Origin of the sequence: Streptomyces durbertensis, from assembly GCF_014156695.1 — a bacterium.
GTDB classification, from domain to species: Bacteria; Actinomycetota; Actinomycetes; order Streptomycetales; family Streptomycetaceae; genus Streptomyces; species Streptomyces durbertensis.
Genome location: NZ_WMLF01000044.1, coordinates 1 through 21,080 on the forward strand (window position 1 = coordinate 1; position 21,080 = coordinate 21,080).

Below are 21,080 nucleotides of genomic sequence, written 5' to 3' on the forward strand. Positions count from 1 at the left end.
CGGCAGCCAACTGCCCGTGGGGCGCGGGGACGCGGTCGGCGACCCGGTGCGGGTCGGCGTGGGCCGGGCCGAACCCGTCGGCTTCGGCGAGGGCTTGGCGGTCTGGGACGGCGAGGGCGAGGCACCCGGACGTCCCGGCTTGCCCGGGGAGGCCGAGCCGCCGCCGGAACCGCCGGAGCCGTCCGCCCGGCCGTTCCCGCCGCCGCCGTTCCCGCCGCCGCTGTTCCCACCGCCGGGGAGCGGGCCGCCGGGTGTGGTGGGCTGCGCGGGACGGGAGGGGTTGCCGGCGCCGGGCGAGTCCGGCAGGCTGCCCTGGCCGTCGGGCACCTCGTGGCTGCCCTTGCGGTAGAACTCCAGCCAGGACAGCACCGTGTTCAGGTACTGCCGCGAACGGTTGTAGCTGAGGACGGCCCGCTCCAGGTCGGCCGGGCGGGCGAGGTCCCGGTCCCCGGCGCAGAGGTAGCGGCCGGCGGCGAGCGCCGCGTCGTAGATGTTGTTCGGGTCCTTCTTCCCGTCGCCGTTGCCGTCCGCTCCCCAACCGGCCCAGGTGGAGGGGATGAACTGCATCGGGCCGACCGCGCGGTCGTAGCGGGGGTCGCCGTCGAAGGCGCCGTTGTCGGTGTCCTTGATCAGCGCGAAGCCGTTGCCGTCGAGCACCGGGCCGCGGATCGGGCGGAGTGTGTTGCCGTCGGAGTCGACCGCGCCGCCGCTGGCGTGCCCGGACTCCACCTTGCCGATGGCGGCCAGCAGTTGCCAGGGCAGGTTGCAGCCGGGGCGCTCCTCGGCGAGCGCCTTCTCGGCCTTCTTGTAGGCGTCCAGGACGGTCGCGGGGATGCCCGCCTCGGCGCGTGACCGCGAGGGGTCGGCGTCCGGGTCGCGCGGGCCGTCGGGCACGTCCGGGCTGTCCAGCGGCGGGAGTTCGGTGTGGTAGGGCGAGTTGCCGTCGGCGGGGTGGTCGCCGTCGGGCGAGGGTTCGCTTCTGCCCTGGCCCGCGCCGGAGATCTCGATTCCCGGCGCCTGGGAGGCGGTCAACGCGACCATCGCCGCCGCCGCCACCGCGGTCGCCGTCATGCCCTTGCGCAGCCTGCGCACCACAGCCGCCATCCGGCCGCCCCTCCCTGGTCAACCCACGCGGCGCGGCATCCCCTGTCCGCCCCCGTCCGCGCGACGCTCCGGCTGAGACTACGCCACCCACCCGGCCGCACGCACGGCCCCGGGCGAACGGGACGCCGGGCGTGCGCGCGGCCGGGCCGCGACGTCAGTGCGCGGCCGACTCCCAGTCGGCGCCGACGCCGACCGAGACGTCGAGCGGCGCGCTCAGCCGGACGGCGCCCGCCATCTCCCGGCGCACCAGCTCCTCCGTCTTCTCCCGCTCCCCCGGTGCGATCTCCAGCACGATCTCGTCGTGCACCTGGAGCAGCAGCCGGGAGGACAGGCCCTCCGCGGTCAGCGCCTCGTCGACGCGCAGCATGGCGAGCTTCACGATGTCGGCCGCGGTGCCCTGGATGGGGGCGTTGAGCGCCATCCGCTCGGCCATCTCGCGGCGCTGGCGGTTGTCGCTGTTCAGGTCGGGCAGGTAGCGGCGGCGGCCCAGCATCGTCTGGGTGTAGCCGACCGCACGGGCCTCCTCCACCACGTGGTGGAGGTAGTCCCGGACGCCGCCGAACCGCTCGAAGAAGGTGTCCATCAGCTTGCGGGCCTCGTCGGTGCCGACGCCCAGTTGCTGGGAGAGGCCGAACGCGGAGAGGCCGTAGGCCAGTCCGTAGCTCATCGCCTTGATCTTGCGGCGCATCTCCGGGTCGACCTGGGCGGCGGGCACGCCGAAGACCTGGGAGGCGACCGTGGTGTGCAGGTCCTCGCCGGAGGTGAACGCCTCGATGAGGCCCTTGTCCTGGGAGAGGTGGGCCATCACGCGCAGCTCGATCTGGCTGTAGTCGGCCGTCATCAGGGCCTCGTAGCCCTCGCCGACCACAAACGCCCGCCGGATCGCGCGGCCCTCGTCGGTGCGCACCGGCACGTTCTGCAGGTTGGGGTCGGTGGAGGACAGCCGCCCGGTGGCCGCGACGGTCTGGCTGAACGTGGTGTGGATGCGGCCGTCCTCGGCGACCGTCTTGATCAGGCCCTCGACCGTCGTGCGCAGCTTGGCCTGCTCGCGGTAGCGCAGCATCAGCACCGGCAGGTCGTGCTCGGTCTGCGCGGCCAGCCAGGCGAGGGCGTCGGCGTCGGTGGTGTAGCCCGTCTTGGTCTTCTTCGTCTTGGGCAGGCCCAGTTCGCCGAACAGGACCTCCTGGAGCTGCTTGGGCGAGCCCAGGTTGAACTCGTGGCCCACCGAGGCGTGCGCCTGGCGGACGGCCTCCTGCACCGCGTCGGCGAACTGCTGCTCCAGGGAGCGCAGCCACTGCACGTCGGCGGCGATGCCGGCCCGCTCCATGCGCGCCAGCAGGGCGGAGGTGGGCAGCTCCATGTCGTGCAGCAGTTCGGCGGCGCCGACCTCGGGCAGCCGCTCGTTGAAGGCGGCGCCGAGGTCGAGCACCGCGCGGGCCTGGCCCATGAGTGCGTCGGCCTGCGCCTCCTCCTCCGCGCCCAGCGCCAACTGGCCGTCGGCGGAAGCGGGCTGGGGAAGCTCACGGCCCAGGAACTCGGTGGTGAGGGCGTCCAGCGCGAAGCTGCGGCGGCCCGGCTGGACGAGGTACGCGGCCAGGGCCGTGTCCATGGAGACGCCCGCGACGCTCCAGCCGTGCTCGGCGAAGACCCGCAGCACCGCCTTGGCGTTGTGCAGCACCTTCGGACGGCCGGCGTCGGCGCACCAGCGCGCGAACTCCCGCTCGTCCTGCTCGCTCAGGCCCGTCGGCTCGAACCAGCAGGCGGGGCCGGCGGCCGAGGCCAGCGCGATCTCGTGGACCCGGCCGGCGCCCAGCTTCCAGTCGTCGACGCAGACCAGGCCGAGCGGTGAGCCGCCGTGCTCGGCGAGCCAGACGGCGAGGCCGCCGGACTCCAGCACCCGGCCCTCGACCTCCACGCCGGCGGCCGGCTCCGCGGCCTGCTCGGCCGCCGCGCCCGGGTCGGCGGCGAAGAGCCGGTCACGGAAGTTCGCGTGCCGGAACTCCAGGGCGTCGAGGATGCCCCGCACGGCCTCCTGGTCGTAGGGCACCCGCTCCAGCTCGGCCGGCCCGCAGGGCAGTTCCACGTCCCGCACCATCTCGGTCAGCCGGCGGTTGCGCTTGACCGACTCCAGGTGCTCCCGGAGGTTCTGCCCGGCCTTGCCCTTGACCTCGTCGACCCGCTCGACCAGCTCGGCGAACGAGCCGAACTGGTGGATCCACTTGGTGGCCGTCTTCTCCCCGACGCCGGGGATGCCGGGCAGGTTGTCCGAGGGGTCGCCGCGCAGCGCCGCGAAGTCCGGGTACTGCTCGGGCGAGAGGCCGTACTTCTCGCGCACCTTCTCCGGGGTGAAGCGGGTCAGCTCGGAGACTCCCTTGGTCGGGTACAGCACGGTGACCCGGTCGGAGACGAGCTGGAAGGCGTCCCGGTCACCGGTGACGATCAGCACCTCGAAGCCGTCGGCGGCGGCCTGGGTGGCCAGCGTGGCGATGACGTCGTCCGCCTCGAAGCCGTCGATCGCGAAGCGCTTGACGCGCATCGCGTCCAGCAGCTCGCCGATCAGCTCGACCTGGCCGCGGAACTCGTCGGGCGTCTTGCTGCGGTTGGCCTTGTACTCCTCGTACTCCTCCGAGCGCCACGTCTTGCGGGAGACGTCGAAGGCCACCGCGAAGTGGGTGGGCGCCTCGTCACGCAGGGTGTTGGACAGCATCGAGGTGAACCCGTAGACCGCGTTCGTCTGCTGCCCGGTGGTGGTGGAGAAGTTCTCCGCGGGGAGGGCGAAGAACGCCCGGTAGGCGAGCGAGTGCCCGTCCATGAGCAGCAGCCGCCGCCCGTCGGCCGAGCCCGGGGACTCCGGTGATTCCGTCTTCTTCGATGCTGTCTCTGCCACGTCCCCGATCCTCCCACGTGCCACCGACAACCGGTCCCGCCACACCCCGGCCGGGGGTGCGGGGGAGGTTGTCCACAGGCTCCGGCGCACCTCGCGCGATCGTGGCAGGATCGGGCGCATGAGCCGCAGACCACCCGCCGAGGATCCCGCCCAGGACAGCCCCCGCGTCAGCGCCCCGCAGCACGCGGCCGCCGGGCTGCCCGCCATCGGCCACGCGCTGGGCACGGCCCACCGGCAGATGGGCGTGCGCCGCACGGCGCTCACGCTGCTGCGGGTCAACCAGAAGGACGGCTTCGACTGCCCGGGCTGCGCCTGGCCGGAGGAGGACCGGCGGCACGCCGCGGAGTTCTGCGAGAACGGCGCCAAGGCCGTGGCGGAGGAGGCCACCACGCGCCGCGTCACGCCCGGGTTCTTCGCCCGGCACCCGCTCTCCGACCTGGCGGGGCGGTCCGGCTACTGGCTCGGGCAGCAGGGCCGGCTCACCACGCCGATGTACCTCGCCGCGGGCGACACGCACTACCGCCCGATCGGTTGGGACGACGCCCTGGACCTCGTCGCCGGCGAGCTGCGCGCCCTCGGCTCCCCCGACGAGGCCGTCTTCTACACCTCGGGGCGCACCAGCAACGAGGCCGCGTTCCTGTACCAGCTCATGGTCCGCGAGTACGGCACGAACAACCTGCCGGACTGCAGCAACATGTGCCACGAGTCCTCCGGCTCCGCGCTCACCGAGACGCTGGGCGTCGGCAAGGGCAGTGTCCTCCTGGAGGACCTGCACCAGGCCGAGTTGATCATCGTCGCGGGTCAGAACCCGGGCACCAACCATCCCCGGATGCTCACCGCGCTGGAGAAGGCGAAGCGGGCGGGCGCCCGGATCATCACGGTCAACCCGCTGCCCGAGGCCGGTACCGAGCGCTTCAGGAACCCGCAGAACGCCCGCGGTCTGCTCGGCTCCGGCACCCCGTTGACGGACCTCTTCCTCCAGATCCGCATCGGCGGCGACCAGGCCCTGTTCCGGCTGCTGAACAAGCTTGTCGTCGAGACGGAGGGCGAGGTCGACGAGGAGTTCGTGGCGGCCCACACCCACGGCTACCGGGAGCTGGTGGAAGCCGTCCGCGAGACGGACTGGCGGAGCACGCTCGCGGCGACCGGCCTGCCCGAGGAGGACGTCCGGGCGGCTTTTGAGATGGTGCGCGCCTCCCGGCGGACCGTCGTCTGCTGGGCGATGGGCCTCACCCAGCACAAGCACTCCGTCGCCACCATCAGGGAGGTCGTCAACCTCCTGCTCCTGCGGGGCGACATCGGGAGACCGGGGTCCGGGGTCTGCCCGGTGCGGGGCCACAGCAACGTGCAGGGCGACCGCACGATGGGCATCTTCGAGCGGCCCGCCGCAGCCTTCCTGGACGCGCTGGCCGCCGAGTTCGGCTTCGAACCGCCGCGCCACCACGGCCTCGACACGGTCCGGGCGATCCGCGCCCTACGGGACGGCGAGGCGAAGGTCTTCGTGGCGATGGGCGGCAACTTCGTCGCCGCCTCTCCCGACACCGACGCCACCGAGGACGCGATGCGGCGCGCCCGGCTGACGGTGCACGTCTCCACCAAGCTGAACCGCTCGCACGTGGTCACCGGCGCCCGCGCGCTCATCCTGCCCACCCTCGGCCGCACCGAGCGGGACCGGCAGGCCGGCGGCGAGCAGTTCGTGACCGTCGAGGACTCGATGGGCATGGTGCACGCCTCCCGCGGCCGCCTCGTCCCGGCCGACCCGCAGCTGCTGTCGGAGCCGGCCATCATCGCCCGGCTCGCCCGCCGGCTGCTGCCGGAAAGCCCCACCCCCTGGGAGGAGTTCGAGCGGGACTACGACACGATCCGCGACCGCATCGCCCGTGTCGTCCCCGGCTTCGAGGACTTCAACGCCCGGGTCAGGAAGCCCGGCGGCTTCACCCTGCCGCACGCCCCGCGCGACAGCCGCCGCTTCCCCACCGCGACCGGCAAGGCCAACTTCACGGCCGCCCCGGTGGAGTTCCCGCGGGTGCCCGAGGGGCGGCTGCTGCTCCAGACGCTCCGCTCGCACGACCAGTACAACACCACGATCTACGGCCTCGACGACCGCTACCGGGGTATCAGGGGCGGCCGCAGGGTGGTGCTCGTCCACCCGGACGACGCCCGCGCGCAGGGCGTGGCGGAGGGCGGCCTGGTCGACATCACCAGCGAGTGGCGGGACGGCAGCACCCGCACGGCCCGGGGCTTCCGCGTCGTCCACTACCCCACCGCGCGCGGCTGCGCCGCCGCCTACTACCCGGAGACCAACGTGCTGGTGCCGTTGGGCTCCACCGCCGACACCAGCAACACCCCCACCAGCAAGTCACTTGTCGTCCGGCTCACCCCCAGCGAGGGCGCCGACACCGAGCGGTGACAGGACAGCCGAGCGGTGAGAGGACTGGCTCACCGCCAGGGCCGGCCAGAGCGGGCCCGCACCACCCCGAGCGCACACGAACGGAGACCGCCCATGGGCGAGACCACCCCCACCCGCTTCCCCCGAGAGGTCATCGACCGGTGGGCCGAGACCGGCATAGACCTCCCCTCCCTCTTCTCCGCCGGCCACCTCGGGGAGCGCATGGGCCTGCGGGTGGTGGAGGCGGCGCCCGAGAAGGTCGTCGGCACGCTGCCCGTGGAGGGCAACACCCAGCCCTACGGCCTGCTGCACGGCGGCGCCTCGGCGGTGCTCGCCGAGACGCTCGGCTCGGTCGGCGCGATGCTGCACGGCGGCCCCGACCGGATCGCGGTCGGGGTGGACCTCAACTGCACCCACCACCGGGGTCTGCGCTCGGGCGTGGTGACAGGGGTGGCGACCCCGGTGCACCGGGGTCGCAGCACCGCCACCTACGAGGTGGTCATCACGGACGAGGCCGACCGCCGGGTCTGCACCGCCCGACTGACCTGTCTGCTGCGGGACGCCCCGAAGGGCGAGTGAGACGGCGCCCCGGGTTCCGGCGGCGGGGCGGTCGACGGGCCCTGGGCACGCGCGTGGGGCCGGTGTCCTGACCCGAAGGGTGGACACCGGCCCCGGGGCGGTGAGGCGGCGGTGCGGTGGGCGGCGGGGCCGCCGTTACGCGGCGCCCTCGCCCAGGTAGGCGGCCCGGACGCGCGGGTCGGCCAGCAGGGCCGACGCCTCGTCCTCCATGGCGACCGAACCCGTCTCCAGCACATAGCCACGGTCGGCGAGTTGCAGCGCCTGCGAGGCGTTCTGCTCGACCAGCAGCACGGTGGTGCCCTGCTTGTTGATCTCCTCCAGGATGTCGAAGATCTGCCGCACGATCAGCGGCGCGAGGCCCATCGACGGCTCGTCCAACAGCAGCAGTTCGGGCTTGCCCATCAGCGCGCGGCCGATGGCGAGCATCTGCTGCTCACCGCCGGAGAGCGTGCCGCCCAGCTGGGTGCGTCGTTCACCCAGTCGCGGGAAGAGGGTGAACACCCGGTCCATGTCGTCCGGGTCGGGCGCCTTGAAGCGGTACGCGCCCATCTCCAGGTTCTCCCGCACGGTCATGCGCGGGAAGACCCGTCGTCCCTCGGGCACATGGCCGATGCCGAAGCGCACCAGGTCGTGCGACTTGATGCCGTCCACCCGCTCGCCGTGGAACAGCACCTGGCCGTCGCGCGGTGAGAGCATGCCGGAGGCGGTGCGCAGGGTGGTGGACTTGCCGGCGCCGTTGGCACCGAGCAGGGCGACCACCTCGCCCTCGTACACCTTGACGTTGATGCCCTTCAGCGCCTCGATGGCGCCGTAGAACACCCGCAGGTCGCGCAGTTCCAGCATCGGAGTACGGGTGGGCTCCCCGGTCTGGTCTTCCGTCTGCTTGGTCAGATCGGCGGCGCCGCTCATTGCCGCTCCTTTCCGGGCCCGTCCGAGCCGTCCGCCGTGTCCGTGGCACCCGAAGCGCCGTCCGTCGAGTCGGCGTCGGCGTCACCGGCGGGCTCGTCCGTCTCCGTGTCCTCGTGTGCGGCTATCGTCTCGGCGACCGCCGCCGTGTCCTCCTCGGCAACCGCGCCGAGGTAGGCCTCGATGACGGCGGGGTCCTGTTGGACCTCCGACGGCGTTCCCTCGGCGATCTTCTTGCCGAAGTTCAGCACCATCACGCGGTCGGCCACCGACATCACCAGCCGCATGTCGTGCTCGATCAGCAGCACGCTCACACCCAGGTCGCGGTTGATCCGCCGGATGAGCTCCTCGAGCTCCAGCTTCTCGGTGGGGTTGGTGCCGGCCGCCGGCTCGTCCAGCAGCAGGACCTGCGGGTCGGTCGCCAGCGCCCGGGCGATCTCCAGTCGGCGCTGGTCGCCGTAGGAGAGCGAGCCGGCGAGTTCGTTCAGCTTGTCGACCAGGCCGACGAAGGACAGCACCTCGTGGGCCTTGCGGTCGCTCTCGCGTTCCGCCTTCCGCGCGTTCGGCAGGCCGAGCATGATCGAGACGGGGCCGGCCTTGAGCCGGGTCTCCGCGGCGATCTTCACGTTCTCCAGCGCGGTGAGCGCGCCGAAGAGCCGGATGTTCTGGAAGGTGCGGGAGACGCCGAGCCGGCTCACCAGGTGCGGCTTGCAGCCCAGCAGTTCGTGTTCGCCGCCCTGGGAGGGGCGGTAGGTGATCCGGCCCTCCTGGGGTGTGTAGGCGCCGGTGAGCGAGTTGAACAGGGAGGTCTTGCCTGCGCCGTTGGGGCCGATGACCGCCAGCACCTCGCCGCGGTGCATGCGCAGTTCGACGTTGTTGAGGCTGGTCACGCCGCCGAACCGCAGGGTCACGCCGGCGGTGTCGAGCACCAGGTCACCGTTGTCCGTCGCCGTGGTCCCGGCAGACCCGCCGTCGGTTCGCACGTCCGTTGTCATGACTGCCTCCCTGGGGCCGGACCCGTCGCGTCCGCGCCACCGGTACCCGCCTCGGCCATCTGCAGCTCACGCTGCCGGCGCCGGGACGGAATCACACCCTGCGGCCGGTAGATCATCATGACCACCAGCAGCGCTCCCAGATACATGTGCCGGTCCTTCGGGTCCACGAAGTCCCGCAGGAACTCCGGCAGCCACACCAGGAAGGCGGCACCGAAGAGCACGCCCGGGATCGATCCCATACCGCCGAAGATCACGTACGACAGCACGAGGATCGACAGCAGGATGACAAAGTTCTCGGAGTTGATGTAGCCCACCTTGCTGGCGTACGCGACGCCGGCGACGCCGGAGGTGGAGGCGCCGATGGCAAAGGCCATCAGCTTGTAGCGGACGGTGTCCACGCCGGTGGAGGCCGCCGCGATCTCGTCCTCACGGATGGCCGTCCAGGCCCGGCCGACCTTGGAGTGCTCCAGCCGGATGAAGAGGAAGACCACGATGCCGATGAACGCCAGCAGCAGCCAGTAGAACGGCATCTGGTCGACGACGTTCCACTCGTAGCTCCAGAAGCCGAGGTCGATGTGCCAGCGCTCGACCTTCACGCCGCTGGTGCCGCCGGTGACGTCGCCCAGGTTCTTGGCCGCGAGGTAGACGATCTCGTGGAAGCCGAGGGTGACGATGGCCAGGTAGTCGCCGCGTAGCCGTAGTGTCGGCGCGCCGAGCAGCACACCGGCGATGAGGCAGGTGATCACGGCGAGCGGGATCACCAGGAAGTTGTTCAGCACCACCGGCGGCTGCACGGGCAGGGCGCCGGTCCAGAACGCCGCGCTGTAGGCGCCGATCGCGAAGAACGCGATGAAGCCGAGGTCGAGCATGCCGGCCCAGCCGATGACGACGTTCAGGCCGACGGCGACGAGCAGGTAGATGGCGATCTGGTCGACGAGGACGGTCTGCCAGAACCGGGAGAGGCCCATCGGGCCCCACACCAGGATCGCGGCGAAGCCGGCGATGACGGTCCAGCGCACCCAGCGTTCGGTGGACCACAGCCGGCCGACCGCGCCGAGCGGGGTGACCAGGGTGCCCTTGACCTTGCGCGCGGAGGAGGTGAAGGGCGCGGAGGCGAACTCGCGGACGGCCCAGACGACAAGCGCGATGCCGAGCCACACCGCCACGCTGCCGTCGGAGAAGTTCTCCCGGATCGCGTAGAAGATGTCTTTGTGCGTGCCCTGGACGCCGGTCACCATCGACATCAGCAGGCCGAGGGCGAGCAGGGCGCCGAGCTTGCGCCAGCGCGGCTTCTGGTACCAGTGGACCTCGCGCAACTGCTGCGCGACGGTCAGGTTGGTGGTCTTCGTTGCGTCGCTCATGCCGTCCTCCCCAGACGCTCGCCGAGAAGACCGGTCGGGCGGAACATCAGCACCAGGACGAGGACCGCGAAGCCGGCCACGTAGCGCCATTCGTCGCCCCAGACGAAGACGGTCAGGGTCTCGACCATGCCGAGCACCATGCCGCCGAGCATGGCGCCGCGGACGTTGCCGATGCCGCCGAGGACCGCCGCCGCGAAGGCGGTGATGCCGGGCAGGAAGCCCATGGTGTAGACGACCTTGCTGTTCAGGCCGAAGAGGAAGCCGGCGGCGCCGCCGAGCAGACCGCCGATGACAAAGGTGCGGGAGACGACCTTGTCGATGTTGACGCCCATGAGGGAGGCGACCTCGGGGTCCTGTGCGACCGCGCGGATGCCGGAGCCGAGCTTGGTGCGGTTGACCACGTAGTCGAGTCCGACCATCATCGCCACGGCGGAGAAGACGATCAGCAGCTGCGTCACGTTCAGTGACGCGCCGAATATGGTGACGACCGTCTTGTTCTCGTACATCGTCGGCATCGACATCGAGCTGCGACCGAAGAGCTTGCCGGCGATGTTGTAGAGGAAGAACGACGCCCCGATCGCCGTGATCAGGAACACCAGCCGGGGCGCGTTATGTCGACGGAGTGGACGATACGCGACCTTTTCCAACCCGAAGGCGACGGCGCCGCCCAGACCGGCACCGGCCAGTATTCCGACGGCCACGTAGACCACCGACTGGAGTCCGGAAGGACTGGCGACCGGCACCCACGCGGTAAGCGCGATAAGTCCGCCGAAACCACCGAACATGAACACTTCGCTGTGGGCGAAGTTCAGAAGTTGGAGAACACCGTAGACAAGCGTGTACCCGATGGCGATGACGGCGTACAAACAGCCGAGCACCACCCCTAGGACCATGTAGTCCCAGAGCTCGTTAAGGGACATCGAACTGACTTCCTTGTGGGAACAAGCAGCCGCGCCATGCGATCAGCACAACCAACGACCACGCAGCGGAAACAGGAAGGGCGGACAATATGACCGGATATGGAGACACAGGACCGGCGCGGCACCGCGCGGCACCGCGCCGGTCCTGTGGTGGGAACCGTTCCCTGGCTCAGCTCTTCGACAGGTCGTCGATGTTGCCCTCGTACTCGATCTTCCCGTCCTTGACCTGGTACAGGTAGATCGTCTGGTTCTGGAACTCGCCCTTGTCGTCGAAGGTGAATTCCTTGGTGAGGCCCTGGTACTTGACCGTCTTCAGGGCCTTCAGCAGACCCTCACGGCTGACGTCGTCGCCGAGCTTGTCGATCTCGGAGATGAGCATCTTGGCGACGTCGTACGACTCGGCGGAGTAGGTGCCCGGAGCCCGCTTGAACTCCTTCTCGTAGTCGGCCGCGAACTTCTTCGTGGCCTCCTCCTGCGTCGGGTCGGTGCAGGGGCAGGTCAGCTTCCAGCCGTTGGCGGCGTTGCCGGCCAGCTTGACGAAGCTGGGGTCGTTGGAGCCGTCACCGGAGATCTTCACGCCCTTGAAACCGGCCTCGTCCAGCTTCTTGGCGAACGGGCCCGCGTCCTCGTAGTAGCCCGCGTAGATCATTCCGTCGGCCTTGGTGTTCGTCACCTTGCGGGCCGCGGCGCTGTAGTCCGGCGTCTTCTGCGGGGCGGACTGGCGGATCGCCTTGATCCCGGCGTCGTTGAGCGCCTTCTCCGCGACGTCGGCGAGACCGACGCCGTAGTCCGTCTTGTCGTCGACGACAACGACGGTCTTGGCGTCCGTGGCCTCCTTGAAGTACTTGGCCATTCCGGCGCCCTGGGCCGAGTCGTTCGGCACGGCGCGGAAGAAGGTGTCGTATCCCTTGGTCGTCAGGTCCGGGCGGGTCGCGGAAGAGGAAACCGCCGGAACCTTCGCGTCCTTGTAGAACTCGGCGGCCGTGTCGGCGGCACCGGAGAAGGCCGGGCCGATGACCGCGATGACATCCTGGTCAAGTGCCTTCTGGGCGGCGGCGGTCGCCTTGTCGGGCTGACCCATGTCGTCGACCGGAACATATTCGATCTTGAAATCGTAGTCGCCGGAGGCATTGGCCTCGTCGATGGCGAGTTTGATCCCGTTCTCCATGTTCTCGCCCAGCTGGACGTTCTCACCGGAGAGCGGGCCCTGGAACGCAATCTTGTACGTCCCATCGCCGCTGTCGCTGCCACTCCCACAACCGGTCAGCGCCAAAGCACCGATGGCAACGGGCACAGCCAGCTTCACGATGGTCTTGTTGAGCACAGTGGAACCCCCTGGATCCGGCCCAGAACGCGACGTGCACCGCTGAGATTCGGCGCCGCGAGCCGTACACGCGTACGGCTGAAGCGGAATCTATTGCCTAAACCACCACCCACCTAGGGAACCAGCACAGATGTGATCGCCCTGTGACCTGTGCCATGTGTCGGAATCAGGACGGTCCTTACCGGTCATCGAACGAACCGGAAGATCGTTTGTCCTGCCCGCAAAACCACCCTGATCCACCCCGAATACCACAAGTCGGCGGCGCGTCCTCGCGCCGCCGACCGACCCGGGCCCCACCCGGCACCCGTACCCCCGACCATCCCGCGCCACACCCCGGCGCGGGTCGAACCGGCCGGGCGCCGGACAGAACTATGCCTGCTGCTGCTTGCGGCGCTCCTCGCCGTCCTCGATGACGGCCTCCGCGACCTGGCGCATCGACAGCCGCCGGTCCATGGAGGTCTTCTGGATCCAGCGGAAGGCGGCCGGCTCGCTGAGCCCGTACTGGGTCTGGAGCACCGACTTCGCACGGTCCACCAGCTTGCGCGTCTCCAACCGCTGCGCCAGGTCGGAGACTTCACGCTCCAGCTCGCGCAGTTCGGTGAAGCGCGACACGGCCATCTCGATGGCCGGAACGACATCGCTCTTGCTGAACGGCTTCACCAGATAGGCCATCGCGCCCGCGTCGCGCGCCCGCTCGACCAGCTCGCGCTGGGAGAACGCGGTCAGCATCAGGACGGGGGCGATCCGGTCCTCGGCGATCTTCTCGGCGGCGGAGATCCCGTCGAGAACGGGCATCTTCACGTCGAGGATCACCAGGTCGGGGCGGTGCTCCCGGGCGAGGTCGACGGCGGTCTGGCCGTCACCGGCCTCCCCGACGACCGTGTACCCCTCTTCCTGGAGCATCTCCTTGAGGTCCAGCCGGATCAGCGCCTCGTCCTCCGCGATCACCACACGGGTCGTCTGCGGCGGCACGTGCTCGTCGGCGCCCTCTACGGGCTCGCCGGGTTCCGCCGGCACGGTGGGCTCAGGGGCGTCTGCGGCGCTCACGGAGAATGTTCCTCGCTCTCGAACAGGGCGGTGCCACCTGAGCCTACCTACCTGAGGTAGGTTTGAGTCACGCGGGCTTGCTGCTAGCCTTGCTTTCCAAGGGCGCCCCGGTAGCCCAGCGGTAGAGGCAATGGTCTCAAACACCATCCAGCGTGGGTTCGAATCCCACCCGGGGTACTTTCCTTCGTTTCGAAGGCATATGGGCCGCCTGGCGATCTTCCTCCAGGTGTGTGATTCACCGGCCGCCCCCACTCCCCCCGACGCGGTGCACCCGCACCAGGTTCGTGGTGCCCGCCACACCCGGCGGAGAGCCCGCGGTGATGACCACGACGTCCCCCGGCACACAGCGGCCCAGCGCGAGCAGCTGCTCCTCCACCTGCCGCACCATCTCGTCCGTGGTCCCCACGTGCGGGCCCAGGATCGCCTCCACCCCCCAGCTCAGGTTGAGTTGGCCGTGGGTGGCGGGGTCCGGGGTGAAGGCGAGCAGCGGGATCGGCGAGCGGTACCTCGCGAGCCGCCTGGCGGTGTCGCCGCTCTGGGTGAAGGCGACCAGGTAGCGGGCGTCGAGGAAGTCCCCCAGCTCTGCGGCGGCCCGGGCGACCGCGCCGCCCCGGGTGCGCGGCTTGCTGGCGGGGACGAGCGGCGGGAGCCCCCTGGCCAGCAGGTCCCGTTCGGTGGCGGCGACGATGCGGCTCATCGTCGCCACCGCCGCCGTCGGGTACTTGCCGACGCTGGTCTCCGCGCTCAGCATCAGCGCGTCGGCCCCGTCGATCACCGCGTTGGCGATGTCCGAGACCTCCGCGCGGGTGGGTCGCGGGTTCTCCACCATCGAGTCGAGCATCTGGGTGGCCACGATGACCGGCTTGGCGTTGCGGTTGGCGAGCTTCACGGCGTGCTTCTGCACCGCCGGGATCGTCTGCAGCGGCAGCTCGACACCCAGGTCGCCACGGGCGATGAGCAGTCCGTCGAACGCGTCGAGCACGGCGTGCAGTTGCTCGACCGACTGCGGCTTCTCCAGCGTGGCGAGCACCGGCCGGCGCACGTCCTCCTCGGCCATCACCCGCCGCAGCGGCAGCACGTCGTCGGCACCGCGGGTGTGCGGCAGCGCGACGAGGTCGACGTCGTTGCGCAGCGCCCAGCGCAGGTCGTCCTCGTCCTTCTTGGTGAGGACGGGCAGCGTGGTGTCGGTGTCCGGCAGGTACAGCACCTTGTGGTCGGAGACGATGCCGCCCACCCGTACCCGGGTGTGCACGTCCCGGCCCCGCACCTCGGTCACCTCCAGCACCGGGCCGTCGTGCTCGACGAGCAGCCGGTGCCCCGGACGGACGTCGCGGTGGAGCGCGGCGTGGGTGGTGGCGCAGCGGGTGTGGTCGCCCGGCAGGTCCCGGGTGCTGACGGTGAACTCGTCGTCGACCTCCAGCACGGCCGGGCCCTGCCCGAAGGTGCCCAGCTGCACCTTCGGACCCTGGAGGTCCACCAGCGTCCCCACCCGGCGGCCGGTCCGGTGGGCGGCGGTCCGCAGGTGGCGGAGGCGGGCCTCGTGCTCGCCGTGGGTGCCGTGCGCGAGGTTCAGTCTGGCGACGTCGGCGCCCGCCCGGACCAACTCCTCGATCTGTTCGTACGTGTCCGTCGCGGGCCCGAGAGTGCAGACGATCTTGGCTCGGCGCATGGCCCCGACCTTATGGCTTACCCGCTGGTAGAGCTGCCTCGTCCGGTGGACGGCAGCGGTGGTGTGGATGAACCGATGTCGACATCCGAACATGTGTCGACCTCCCGGGCTTCTGTGCCCGGGAGGTCGTGCCCCCGGTGCCGCCGCTCACGCCTCCCGCACCCGCAGGGCGCGGGCGAGGTCGTCCAACTCGTCGGTGAGCGCGCGGCGCAGGGCCGGCGGCGGCTCCTCCTCGGACAGCGTCCGCCGGCCCTCCTCCAGCACGGACCGCTCGACGGCGGTGTGCGGGAAGGCCTGGCGGCCGGCGAGGCGGGCGACGGTCTCCCCGCGCCGGTGGGCGAGCGCCAGCGCGTCCGGGAAGTAGCGCTTCAGGTAGGGCGCGGTCAGCTCCCGCTGCTCCGCCGGCCAGAAGCCCTGCGCGGTGGCACCGAACAGGTAGTTGCTGAGGACGCTGTCGGCGCCGAACATCAGCTCCCAGGCCCGTGCCTTGGCGGCGGCGTCCGGCAGCGCGGCGCGGCAACGCGCGGCGGCCTGCTCGCCGTTGGCGGTCCGGTCGGCGGCGGCCTCCTCGTCGAGCTCTGCGGCGGTGAGCTGGCCGAGTACGGTCAGCCGCCTCAGCGCCAGCCAGCGTCGGTCGGCGTCCAGCGGCACGCCGTGCAGGGTGCCGGTGCCGTCCAGCCAGGCCGTCAGCTCGGTGGGACGGGTGACGGTGCCGATGTGGGCGGGCAGCACGGTCAGCCTGCGGTCGTGGTCCTCCGCGTCCGCCAGCAGACGTGTGGTGAGCTCGTGCAGCCGGCCCAGCGCGTCGGGCCGGTCCGCCGGGTCCAGGTAGCGGTCGAGCAGGGTGCCGTGGACGAAGTCGAGCACGGCCGCCACGGTCGTGTTGTCGCTCTCGCGCGGCAGGTGGGTCTCGACGAGCCGGAGGTACTCGCCGGGCGGGATGTCGGCGTCCCGGACCATGTCGCGGGCGGCGCTCCACACGGTGACCCGGGTGAGCGGGTCGGGGACGGAGGTGAGCGCGGTCGCCAGCGTCTCCCAGGAGCGCTCGTCGAAGCGGACCTTGGCGTAGGTGAGGTCCTGGTCGTTGAGCACCACGAGGTCGGGCGGGCCCCCCGGCAGGGTGAGGGTGGTGGTGGCCTCGTCGGCCGGCAGGTCGGTGTGCGCGCTCGGCCGGGCGGTCAGCGTGCCGTCCTCGGCGCGGTCGAAGGCCGCGGCGAGCAGCCGGTGCGGGCGTCCGCCGCGCTTGTGGACGTGCAGCAGCCAGGTGTTGGCGTCCTTGTCCGCCACGCCGGGGACGAGGGTGTCGGCGCCGGTGGTGCGCAGCCAGCGTTCCGCCCACTGCCGCACGTCGCGGTTGGTGTGCCGGGCGAGGTTGTCCAGGAAGTCGCCGAGGGTCGCGTTGCCGAAGCGGTGCCGGGTGAAGTGCGTGTTCAGACCGGCGAGGAAGTCCTCCTGCCCGAGCCAGGCGGCGAGTTGGCGGAGCGCGGAGGCGCCCTTGGCGTAGGAGATGCCGTCGAAGTTCTGCAGGGCGGTGGCGGTGTCCGGCACGGCCTCCGGGTCCGGGGCGATCGGGTGGGTGCTGGGCCGCTGGTCGGCGTCGCAGCCCCAGGTCTTGCGCTCGGTGGTGAAACGCGCCCAGTTGTCGGTCCAGCGGGTGGTGCGGGCGATGACGTCGGTGCCCATGTACTCGGCGAACGACTCGTTCAGCCAGATGTCGTCCCACCACTGGAGGGTGACGAGGTTCCCGAACCACATGTGGGCCATCTCGTGGGCGATCGTCGTCGCCCGCACGGCGTGCTCGTTGTCCGTGGTCGCCGACCGGTGCACGTAGCTGTCGGTCAGCACGACCAGGCCGGGGTTCTCCATGGCGCCGGCGTTGAGCTCGGGCGCGAAGAGCTGGTCGTAGGAGTCGAACGGGTAGGGCTCGTCGAAGAGGGTGTGGTAGTGGTCGTAGCAGGCGGTGGTGACCCGCTGGATCTCCTCGGCGTCCAGGTGCTCGGCCAGCGAGCGCCGGGTGTGCACACCGAACGGCAGCCCGGCGTGGGTGAAGGTGTGGCTGTGGTACGGGCCGGCCGCCGCCGCCATCAGATAGGTGCTGAGGGGCGGCGTCGCGGGGCTGGTCCAGTGGCCCGGCCGGGTCTGGGTGGCCACCGAGTTGGTGAGGAACGTCCAGTCCTCGGGGGTCGTGGCGGAGACGGTGAACGTCGCCTTCAGGTCGGGCTGGTCGAAGCAGGCGTAGACGCGCGGCGCCTCCGTCTGGAAGCACATCGAGTACAGGTACGTGCGGCCGTCCGCCGGGTCGGTGAAGCGGTGCATGCCCTCCGAGGTGCGGGAGTACGGCATGTCGGCGGTGACGTAGAGGGTGTGCTCGCCCGCGGTGAGGTCGGTGAGCGGCAGCCGCCCGTCCGTCAGCAGCCCCACGTCCAGCGGCCGGCCGTCCAGCGTCACGCCGTGCAGCGTCGTCGGCCGCAGCTCGACGAAGGTGTCGGCCTGGTGGTGCGCGGTGAAGTGGATGGTCGTGGTGCTGCCGAAGGTGTCGCCGTCCCGGCTGAGGTCCAGGTGGATCGTGTAGCTGTGGACGGTGAGCTGGCAGGCGCGGGTGCGCGCCTCCTGGCGGGAGAGGGTGGTCATGACCGTCATCGTGCCTCAGACGGCCCCGCGTCCGTGCCCGTTCCGCTCCAGGCGATCAGTCGCTCCAGGCGATCAGTGGCCCCGGGCGATCAGTCCGCCTCGGCGGCTTCGGCGCCGCCGTCGGCGTTGCCGGCGATCGTCTCGTGGTGCCGGATCACCTCGGCGATGATGAAGTTCAGCAGCTTCTCCGCGAAGGCCGGGTCGAGCTTGGCGTTCTCGGCGAGCTGCCGCAGCCGGGCGATCTGCCGGGCCTCGCGCTGCGGGTCGGCCGGCGGCAGCTGGTGGCGGGCCTTGAGGTGGCCGACCTGCTGGGTGCACTTGAAGCGCTCGGCGAGCATGTGGACCACGGCCGCGTCGATGTTGTCGATGCTCTCGCGCAGCCTGGTCAGCTCCTCCTGGACGACGGCGTCGGGCTCGGGAGCGGAGGATGCGGTGTTGTTCATGCGCCGACTCTAGTAAGCGCGGTGGAGCACCGCCGCCCGTGGTCGGTGTGTGGGACGGATGTGCGGGTCGGGTGTGTGCGGCGGGCCCGGCGCCCACGGCGGCCGTAGGGTGGGTGCGAGGAGCAGGACGCGCGGGGGTGATGTGGTGACGGGAAGGCCGTCGGGCGCGGTGGAGCGGGGATTCCCCCACCTGGAGGTGGTACGCGACGCGCTCGCCGCGCTGTACCGCCGGCTGTCGGTGGACTCGGTGGAGCAGTTCGCGGTGAGTGTGCCGCCGGTGGACGTGGCGCTCGACCCGGACGAGGAGCTGTACGGGGGTGTGCAGCGGGTGGCGCGGGCGCTGGTGCGGCACTTCCGGTTGCCGGACGCCCGGGTGATCGTGGCGTTCCGGGAGATGGACCTGGCCGCGGAGGTGGAGCTGTCCGCCGGCCCCGAGTACTTCGTGGACCTCAACCGGCGCTTCAAGGAGCACCGCCGCGACATCGGCGCCGCGCTCGCGCACGAGATCACCCATGTCTACCTGCACCGGCTGGAGTTGGAGTTCCCCGGCGTCGCGGAGAACGAGATCCTGACCGACACCGTCTCCACCTACCTGGGCGCCGGCTGGCTGCTGCTCGACGCCTTCCGCGAGGACTCCCTGACGTCGCAGAAGCTGGGCTACCTGACCCCCGAGGAGTTCGGCTACGTGCTGGCGAAGCGGGCGGAGGCCTTCGGCGAGGACCCGTCGGTGTGGTTCAGCAGCCCGCAGGCGTACGAGGCGTACGTCCGGGGGCGGACGCGGGCGGAGGAGGACGGCCGCCGGCCGCCGCTCGCCGGGGCCGGCTGGGTCGCGCGTCGGCGGTACGGGCACGACCGGCGGTTGGCGCGTTCGCGGATGCGGCCCGGGCAGTCGGCGTTCGACGGCGAGGGGTACCGCTTCGAGTGGGCCTCCGGCGTACGCGTGTCGTTCCGCTGCCCGCGCTGCCAGCAGCGGCTGCGGGTGCCGCTGCGCGGCGAGGTCCGGGTGCGCTGCGCGGGCTGCGCGCAGGTGTGGTCGGTCGACACGTAGCGCCGTGCCGCCGTGGCCCGGGGTCGGTTCAGCCCTTGACGGCGCCCGCGGCCAGGCCGTGGGAGAGGCGTCGCTGGGCGAGGACGAAGAACACCAGCACCGGCAGGGTGATCAGAGTGGAGCCCGCCATGACGGCCCCCCAGTCGTTGGTGTGCTGCCCGAAGAAGCGGTGGAGGCCGACGGCGGCGGTGAACTTCTCCTCGTCCTGCAGGAAGGTGAAGGCGAAGACGAACTCGTTCCAGGCGACGATGAAGCTGAACACGCTGGTCGCGACGAGGCCCGGCGCGACCAGCGGCAGCAGCACCGAGCGGAACATCCGGAACCAGCCGCAGCCGTCCAGGTAGGCGGCCTCCTCCACCTCGCGCGGCACGGCGGCGACAAAGCCGCGCAGCATCCAGATCGCGAACGGCAGCGAGAACGCCAGATAGACGATGGTCAGCCCGAGCAGGCTGTTGAGCATCTGCAGGTTGCGCATCTGCACGAACAACGGGATGACCAGCGCCTCCAGCGGCACCATCTGCACGATCAGCACCATGATGAGCACGGCGGTGCGGAACCGGAACCGGAAGCGGGCAACGGCGACGGCCGCCAGCAACGCCAGCAACCCGGCGAGCAGCACCGTGCCGACACCGACAAGCGCCGAGTTCAGCAGGAAGCGGCCGAACCCGCCCTGGTCGAGGACCCGGTGGAAGTGGTCGAGGGTCAGCCCGCTGGGCAGGATCGACGAACCGCGCGCGCCGGCGCGCGGTTCGAGCGCGGAGGTCACCATCCAGTAGACGGGCAGCAGGGTGAAGGCCAGCAGCGCGGCGAGGGCGGCCGAGTGGCCGAGGCGGGTGAGCGCGGTGGCGCGCGGGGTGCCGGTCACAGTTCCTCGCTCTCTTTGAAGAGCGTGCGGATGTAGACGGTGGTGATGCCCAGCAGCAGCAACGTGAGCAGTACGGCGATGGCCGACCCCATGCCGTACTGGCGCTGCGCGAAGGACTCGACGTACGACCACACGCCGAGGTTGAGCACGTCGGGGTTCGCGCCGCTGCCCCCCGGCATCAGGTACAGCTGCACAAAGACCTTGAAGTCCCAGATCGTGGACAGGATGATCACCACGCTGAAGACAGGCCGGATGGACGGCACGGTGATCGTCCAGAAGCGCTGCCAGGCGTTGGCGCCGTCGATGATGCCGGCCTCGTGGAGTTCCCTGGGGATGGTGAGCAGCCCGGCGAAGACGGTGATCGCCACAAAGGGGAAGCCGTGGTGGACGACGTTCAGCGTGGCGATGGCGTAGAAGCCGAGCCGGTCGGTGAACCAGTTGGTGTTCCCGGCGTCCACCAGGCCGAGACCGTCCAGGCCGGTGACCACCGCGCCGCCGAGCGGGTCGAAGAGCCAGATCCACACGTAGGTGCCGGTCACCGCCGGCATCGCCCAGGCGGTCATGATCGCGCTGGCGGTGAGGGTGCGCCACAGCGGGCTGAGCCGGGCCAGCAGCAGAGCGACCAGGGTGCCGAGGACAACGGTGAGGGTGACACACGCCAGGGCGAACAACACGGTGTTCGGCAGGACGGTCGTCCAGAGGTAGGACTGGCCGAGGATGTCGGTGTAGTTGTCCAGACCGTTGTAGTTGCTGGTGCCGGTGACGATCTCCGGCAGGCCGTAGTCCTGGAAGGACATCCACACCACCCGGCCCAGCGGCCACAGCAGCAGCGCGGCGACGGCCAGCAGCGCGGGGGCGAGCAGCAGCCAGGGCGCGGCGGCACGCCGCCGCGCCCTGCGGCGGCCGGCGGCC

General features: G+C 70.9%; 16 protein-coding genes and 1 tRNA gene. 4 read left to right on the forward strand and 13 right to left on the reverse strand.

Annotated elements, in window-relative coordinates; genetic code table 11:
• Window positions 1-1,104, reverse strand: a 1,104-nt coding sequence (locus tag GL263_RS05135; RefSeq protein ID WP_182854361.1) for a lytic transglycosylase domain-containing protein, incomplete at its 3' end; no start/stop codon positions are given.
• Window positions 1,105-1,258: 154 nt separating this feature from the next.
• Window positions 1,259-3,991: a DNA polymerase I gene (gene polA / locus GL263_RS05140; RefSeq protein WP_182854362.1), complete on the reverse strand. Its 2,733-nt coding sequence runs from the start codon at window positions 3,989-3,991 to the stop codon at window positions 1,259-1,261.
• A 118-nt stretch (window positions 3,992-4,109) separates the two neighbouring features.
• On the opposite strand from polA, the gene GL263_RS05145 reads away from it, so the two are divergent.
• Together GL263_RS05145 and GL263_RS05150 are read left to right on the forward strand one after the other, a co-directional pair.
• The gene (locus tag GL263_RS05145; protein WP_182854363.1) at window positions 4,110-6,401 is read left to right on the forward strand and encodes an FdhF/YdeP family oxidoreductase; all 2,292 of its coding nucleotides are present in this window, start codon (window positions 4,110-4,112) and stop codon (window positions 6,399-6,401) included.
• A gap of 93 nt (window positions 6,402-6,494) precedes the next feature.
• Window positions 6,495-6,959 carry a PaaI family thioesterase gene (locus GL263_RS05150; RefSeq protein ID WP_182854364.1) on the forward strand — a complete coding sequence of 155 codons (465 nt, stop codon included), beginning with the start codon at window positions 6,495-6,497 and terminating at the stop codon, window positions 6,957-6,959.
• A gap of 135 nt (window positions 6,960-7,094) precedes the next feature.
• On the opposite strand, the gene GL263_RS05155 is transcribed toward GL263_RS05150, so the two are convergent.
• The 6 genes from GL263_RS05155 to GL263_RS05180 all read right to left on the reverse strand — a co-directional run bounded on the left by GL263_RS05155 (window position 7,095) and on the right by GL263_RS05180 (window position 13,482).
• On the reverse strand, window positions 7,095-7,868 hold the full coding sequence (locus GL263_RS05155) for an ABC transporter ATP-binding protein (protein WP_182854365.1): 774 nt from the start codon (window positions 7,866-7,868) through the stop codon (window positions 7,095-7,097).
• Window positions 7,865-8,860, reverse strand: a complete 996-nt coding sequence (locus GL263_RS05160) for an ABC transporter ATP-binding protein (protein WP_182854366.1) — start codon at window positions 8,858-8,860, stop codon at window positions 7,865-7,867. Before GL263_RS05160 ends, GL263_RS05155 begins: the two co-directional genes overlap by 4 nt.
• Window positions 8,857-10,221 carry a branched-chain amino acid ABC transporter permease gene (locus GL263_RS05165; protein ID WP_182854367.1) on the reverse strand — a complete coding sequence of 455 codons (1,365 nt, stop codon included), beginning with the start codon at window positions 10,219-10,221 and terminating at the stop codon, window positions 8,857-8,859. Before GL263_RS05165 ends, GL263_RS05160 begins: the two co-directional genes overlap by 4 nt.
• Complete coding sequence (locus tag GL263_RS05170; RefSeq protein WP_182854368.1) at window positions 10,218-11,141, reverse strand: branched-chain amino acid ABC transporter permease; 924 nt, start codon at window positions 11,139-11,141, stop codon at window positions 10,218-10,220. Before GL263_RS05170 ends, GL263_RS05165 begins: the two co-directional genes overlap by 4 nt.
• Window positions 11,142-11,310: 169 nt before the next feature.
• Window positions 11,311-12,465 (reverse strand): branched-chain amino acid ABC transporter substrate-binding protein, encoded by a 1,155-nt coding sequence (locus GL263_RS05175; RefSeq protein ID WP_182854369.1) that lies wholly within the window; start codon window positions 12,463-12,465, stop codon window positions 11,311-11,313.
• A 369-nt stretch (window positions 12,466-12,834) separates the two neighbouring features.
• Entirely contained in the window at window positions 12,835-13,482 is a 648-nt protein-coding gene (locus tag GL263_RS05180) for an ANTAR domain-containing response regulator (protein WP_182854374.1), read from the reverse strand.
• A 134-nt stretch (window positions 13,483-13,616) separates the two neighbouring features.
• Between GL263_RS05180 and GL263_RS05185 the strand changes: the two genes are divergently transcribed.
• Window positions 13,617-13,689: transfer RNA gene (locus GL263_RS05185), tRNA-Leu, on the forward strand.
• Window positions 13,690-13,747: 58 nt separating this feature from the next.
• Here GL263_RS05185 and pyk read toward each other — a convergent pair.
• The 3 genes from pyk to GL263_RS05200 form a co-directional block, all read right to left on the reverse strand.
• Window positions 13,748-15,181, reverse strand: a complete 1,434-nt coding sequence (pyk, locus tag GL263_RS05190) for a pyruvate kinase (protein ID WP_182854370.1) — start codon at window positions 15,179-15,181, stop codon at window positions 13,748-13,750.
• A 147-nt stretch (window positions 15,182-15,328) separates the two neighbouring features.
• Window positions 15,329-17,812 carry an aminopeptidase N gene (gene pepN, locus GL263_RS05195; RefSeq protein ID WP_182854371.1) on the reverse strand — a complete coding sequence of 828 codons (2,484 nt, stop codon included), beginning with the start codon at window positions 17,810-17,812 and terminating at the stop codon, window positions 15,329-15,331.
• Between the two features lie 89 nt (window positions 17,813-17,901).
• On the reverse strand, window positions 17,902-18,255 hold the full coding sequence (locus GL263_RS05200) for a chorismate mutase (RefSeq protein ID WP_182854372.1): 354 nt from the start codon (window positions 18,253-18,255) through the stop codon (window positions 17,902-17,904).
• A 145-nt stretch (window positions 18,256-18,400) separates the two neighbouring features.
• On the opposite strand from GL263_RS05200, the gene GL263_RS05205 reads away from it, so the two are divergent.
• Complete coding sequence (locus GL263_RS05205; protein ID WP_323379250.1) at window positions 18,401-19,303, forward strand: zinc ribbon domain-containing protein; 903 nt, start codon at window positions 18,401-18,403, stop codon at window positions 19,301-19,303.
• Between the two features lie 28 nt (window positions 19,304-19,331).
• On the opposite strand, the gene GL263_RS05210 is transcribed toward GL263_RS05205, so the two are convergent.
• Entirely contained in the window at window positions 19,332-20,168 is an 837-nt protein-coding gene (locus GL263_RS05210) for a carbohydrate ABC transporter permease (RefSeq protein WP_323379251.1), read from the reverse strand.
• A partial coding sequence (locus tag GL263_RS05215; protein ID WP_182854373.1) for a carbohydrate ABC transporter permease occupies window positions 20,165-21,080 on the reverse strand: 916 nt, incomplete at its 5' end. The genes GL263_RS05215 and GL263_RS05210, both read right to left, overlap by 4 nt.

Excerpts from the sequence above, each read along its gene's own strand:
- GL263_RS05150 (WP_182854364.1), top strand. The coding sequence starts at position 6,495 with ATGGGCGAGACCACCCCCACCCGCTTCCCCCGAGAGGTCATCGACCGG.
- GL263_RS05160 (WP_182854366.1), bottom strand. The coding sequence starts at position 8,860 with ATGACAACGGACGTGCGAACCGACGGCGGGTCTGCCGGGACCACGGCG.
- pepN (WP_182854371.1), bottom strand. The coding sequence starts at position 17,812 with ATGACCACCCTCTCCCGCCAGGAGGCGCGCACCCGCGCCTGCCAGCTC.
- pyk (WP_182854370.1), bottom strand. The coding sequence starts at position 15,181 with ATGCGCCGAGCCAAGATCGTCTGCACTCTCGGGCCCGCGACGGACACG.
- GL263_RS05155 (WP_182854365.1), bottom strand. The coding sequence starts at position 7,868 with ATGAGCGGCGCCGCCGATCTGACCAAGCAGACGGAAGACCAGACCGGG.
- GL263_RS05165 (WP_182854367.1), bottom strand. The coding sequence starts at position 10,221 with ATGAGCGACGCAACGAAGACCACCAACCTGACCGTCGCGCAGCAGTTG.
- GL263_RS05145 (WP_182854363.1), top strand. The coding sequence starts at position 4,110 with ATGAGCCGCAGACCACCCGCCGAGGATCCCGCCCAGGACAGCCCCCGC.
- GL263_RS05170 (WP_182854368.1), bottom strand. The coding sequence starts at position 11,141 with ATGTCCCTTAACGAGCTCTGGGACTACATGGTCCTAGGGGTGGTGCTC.
- GL263_RS05200 (WP_182854372.1), bottom strand. The coding sequence starts at position 18,255 with ATGAACAACACCGCATCCTCCGCTCCCGAGCCCGACGCCGTCGTCCAG.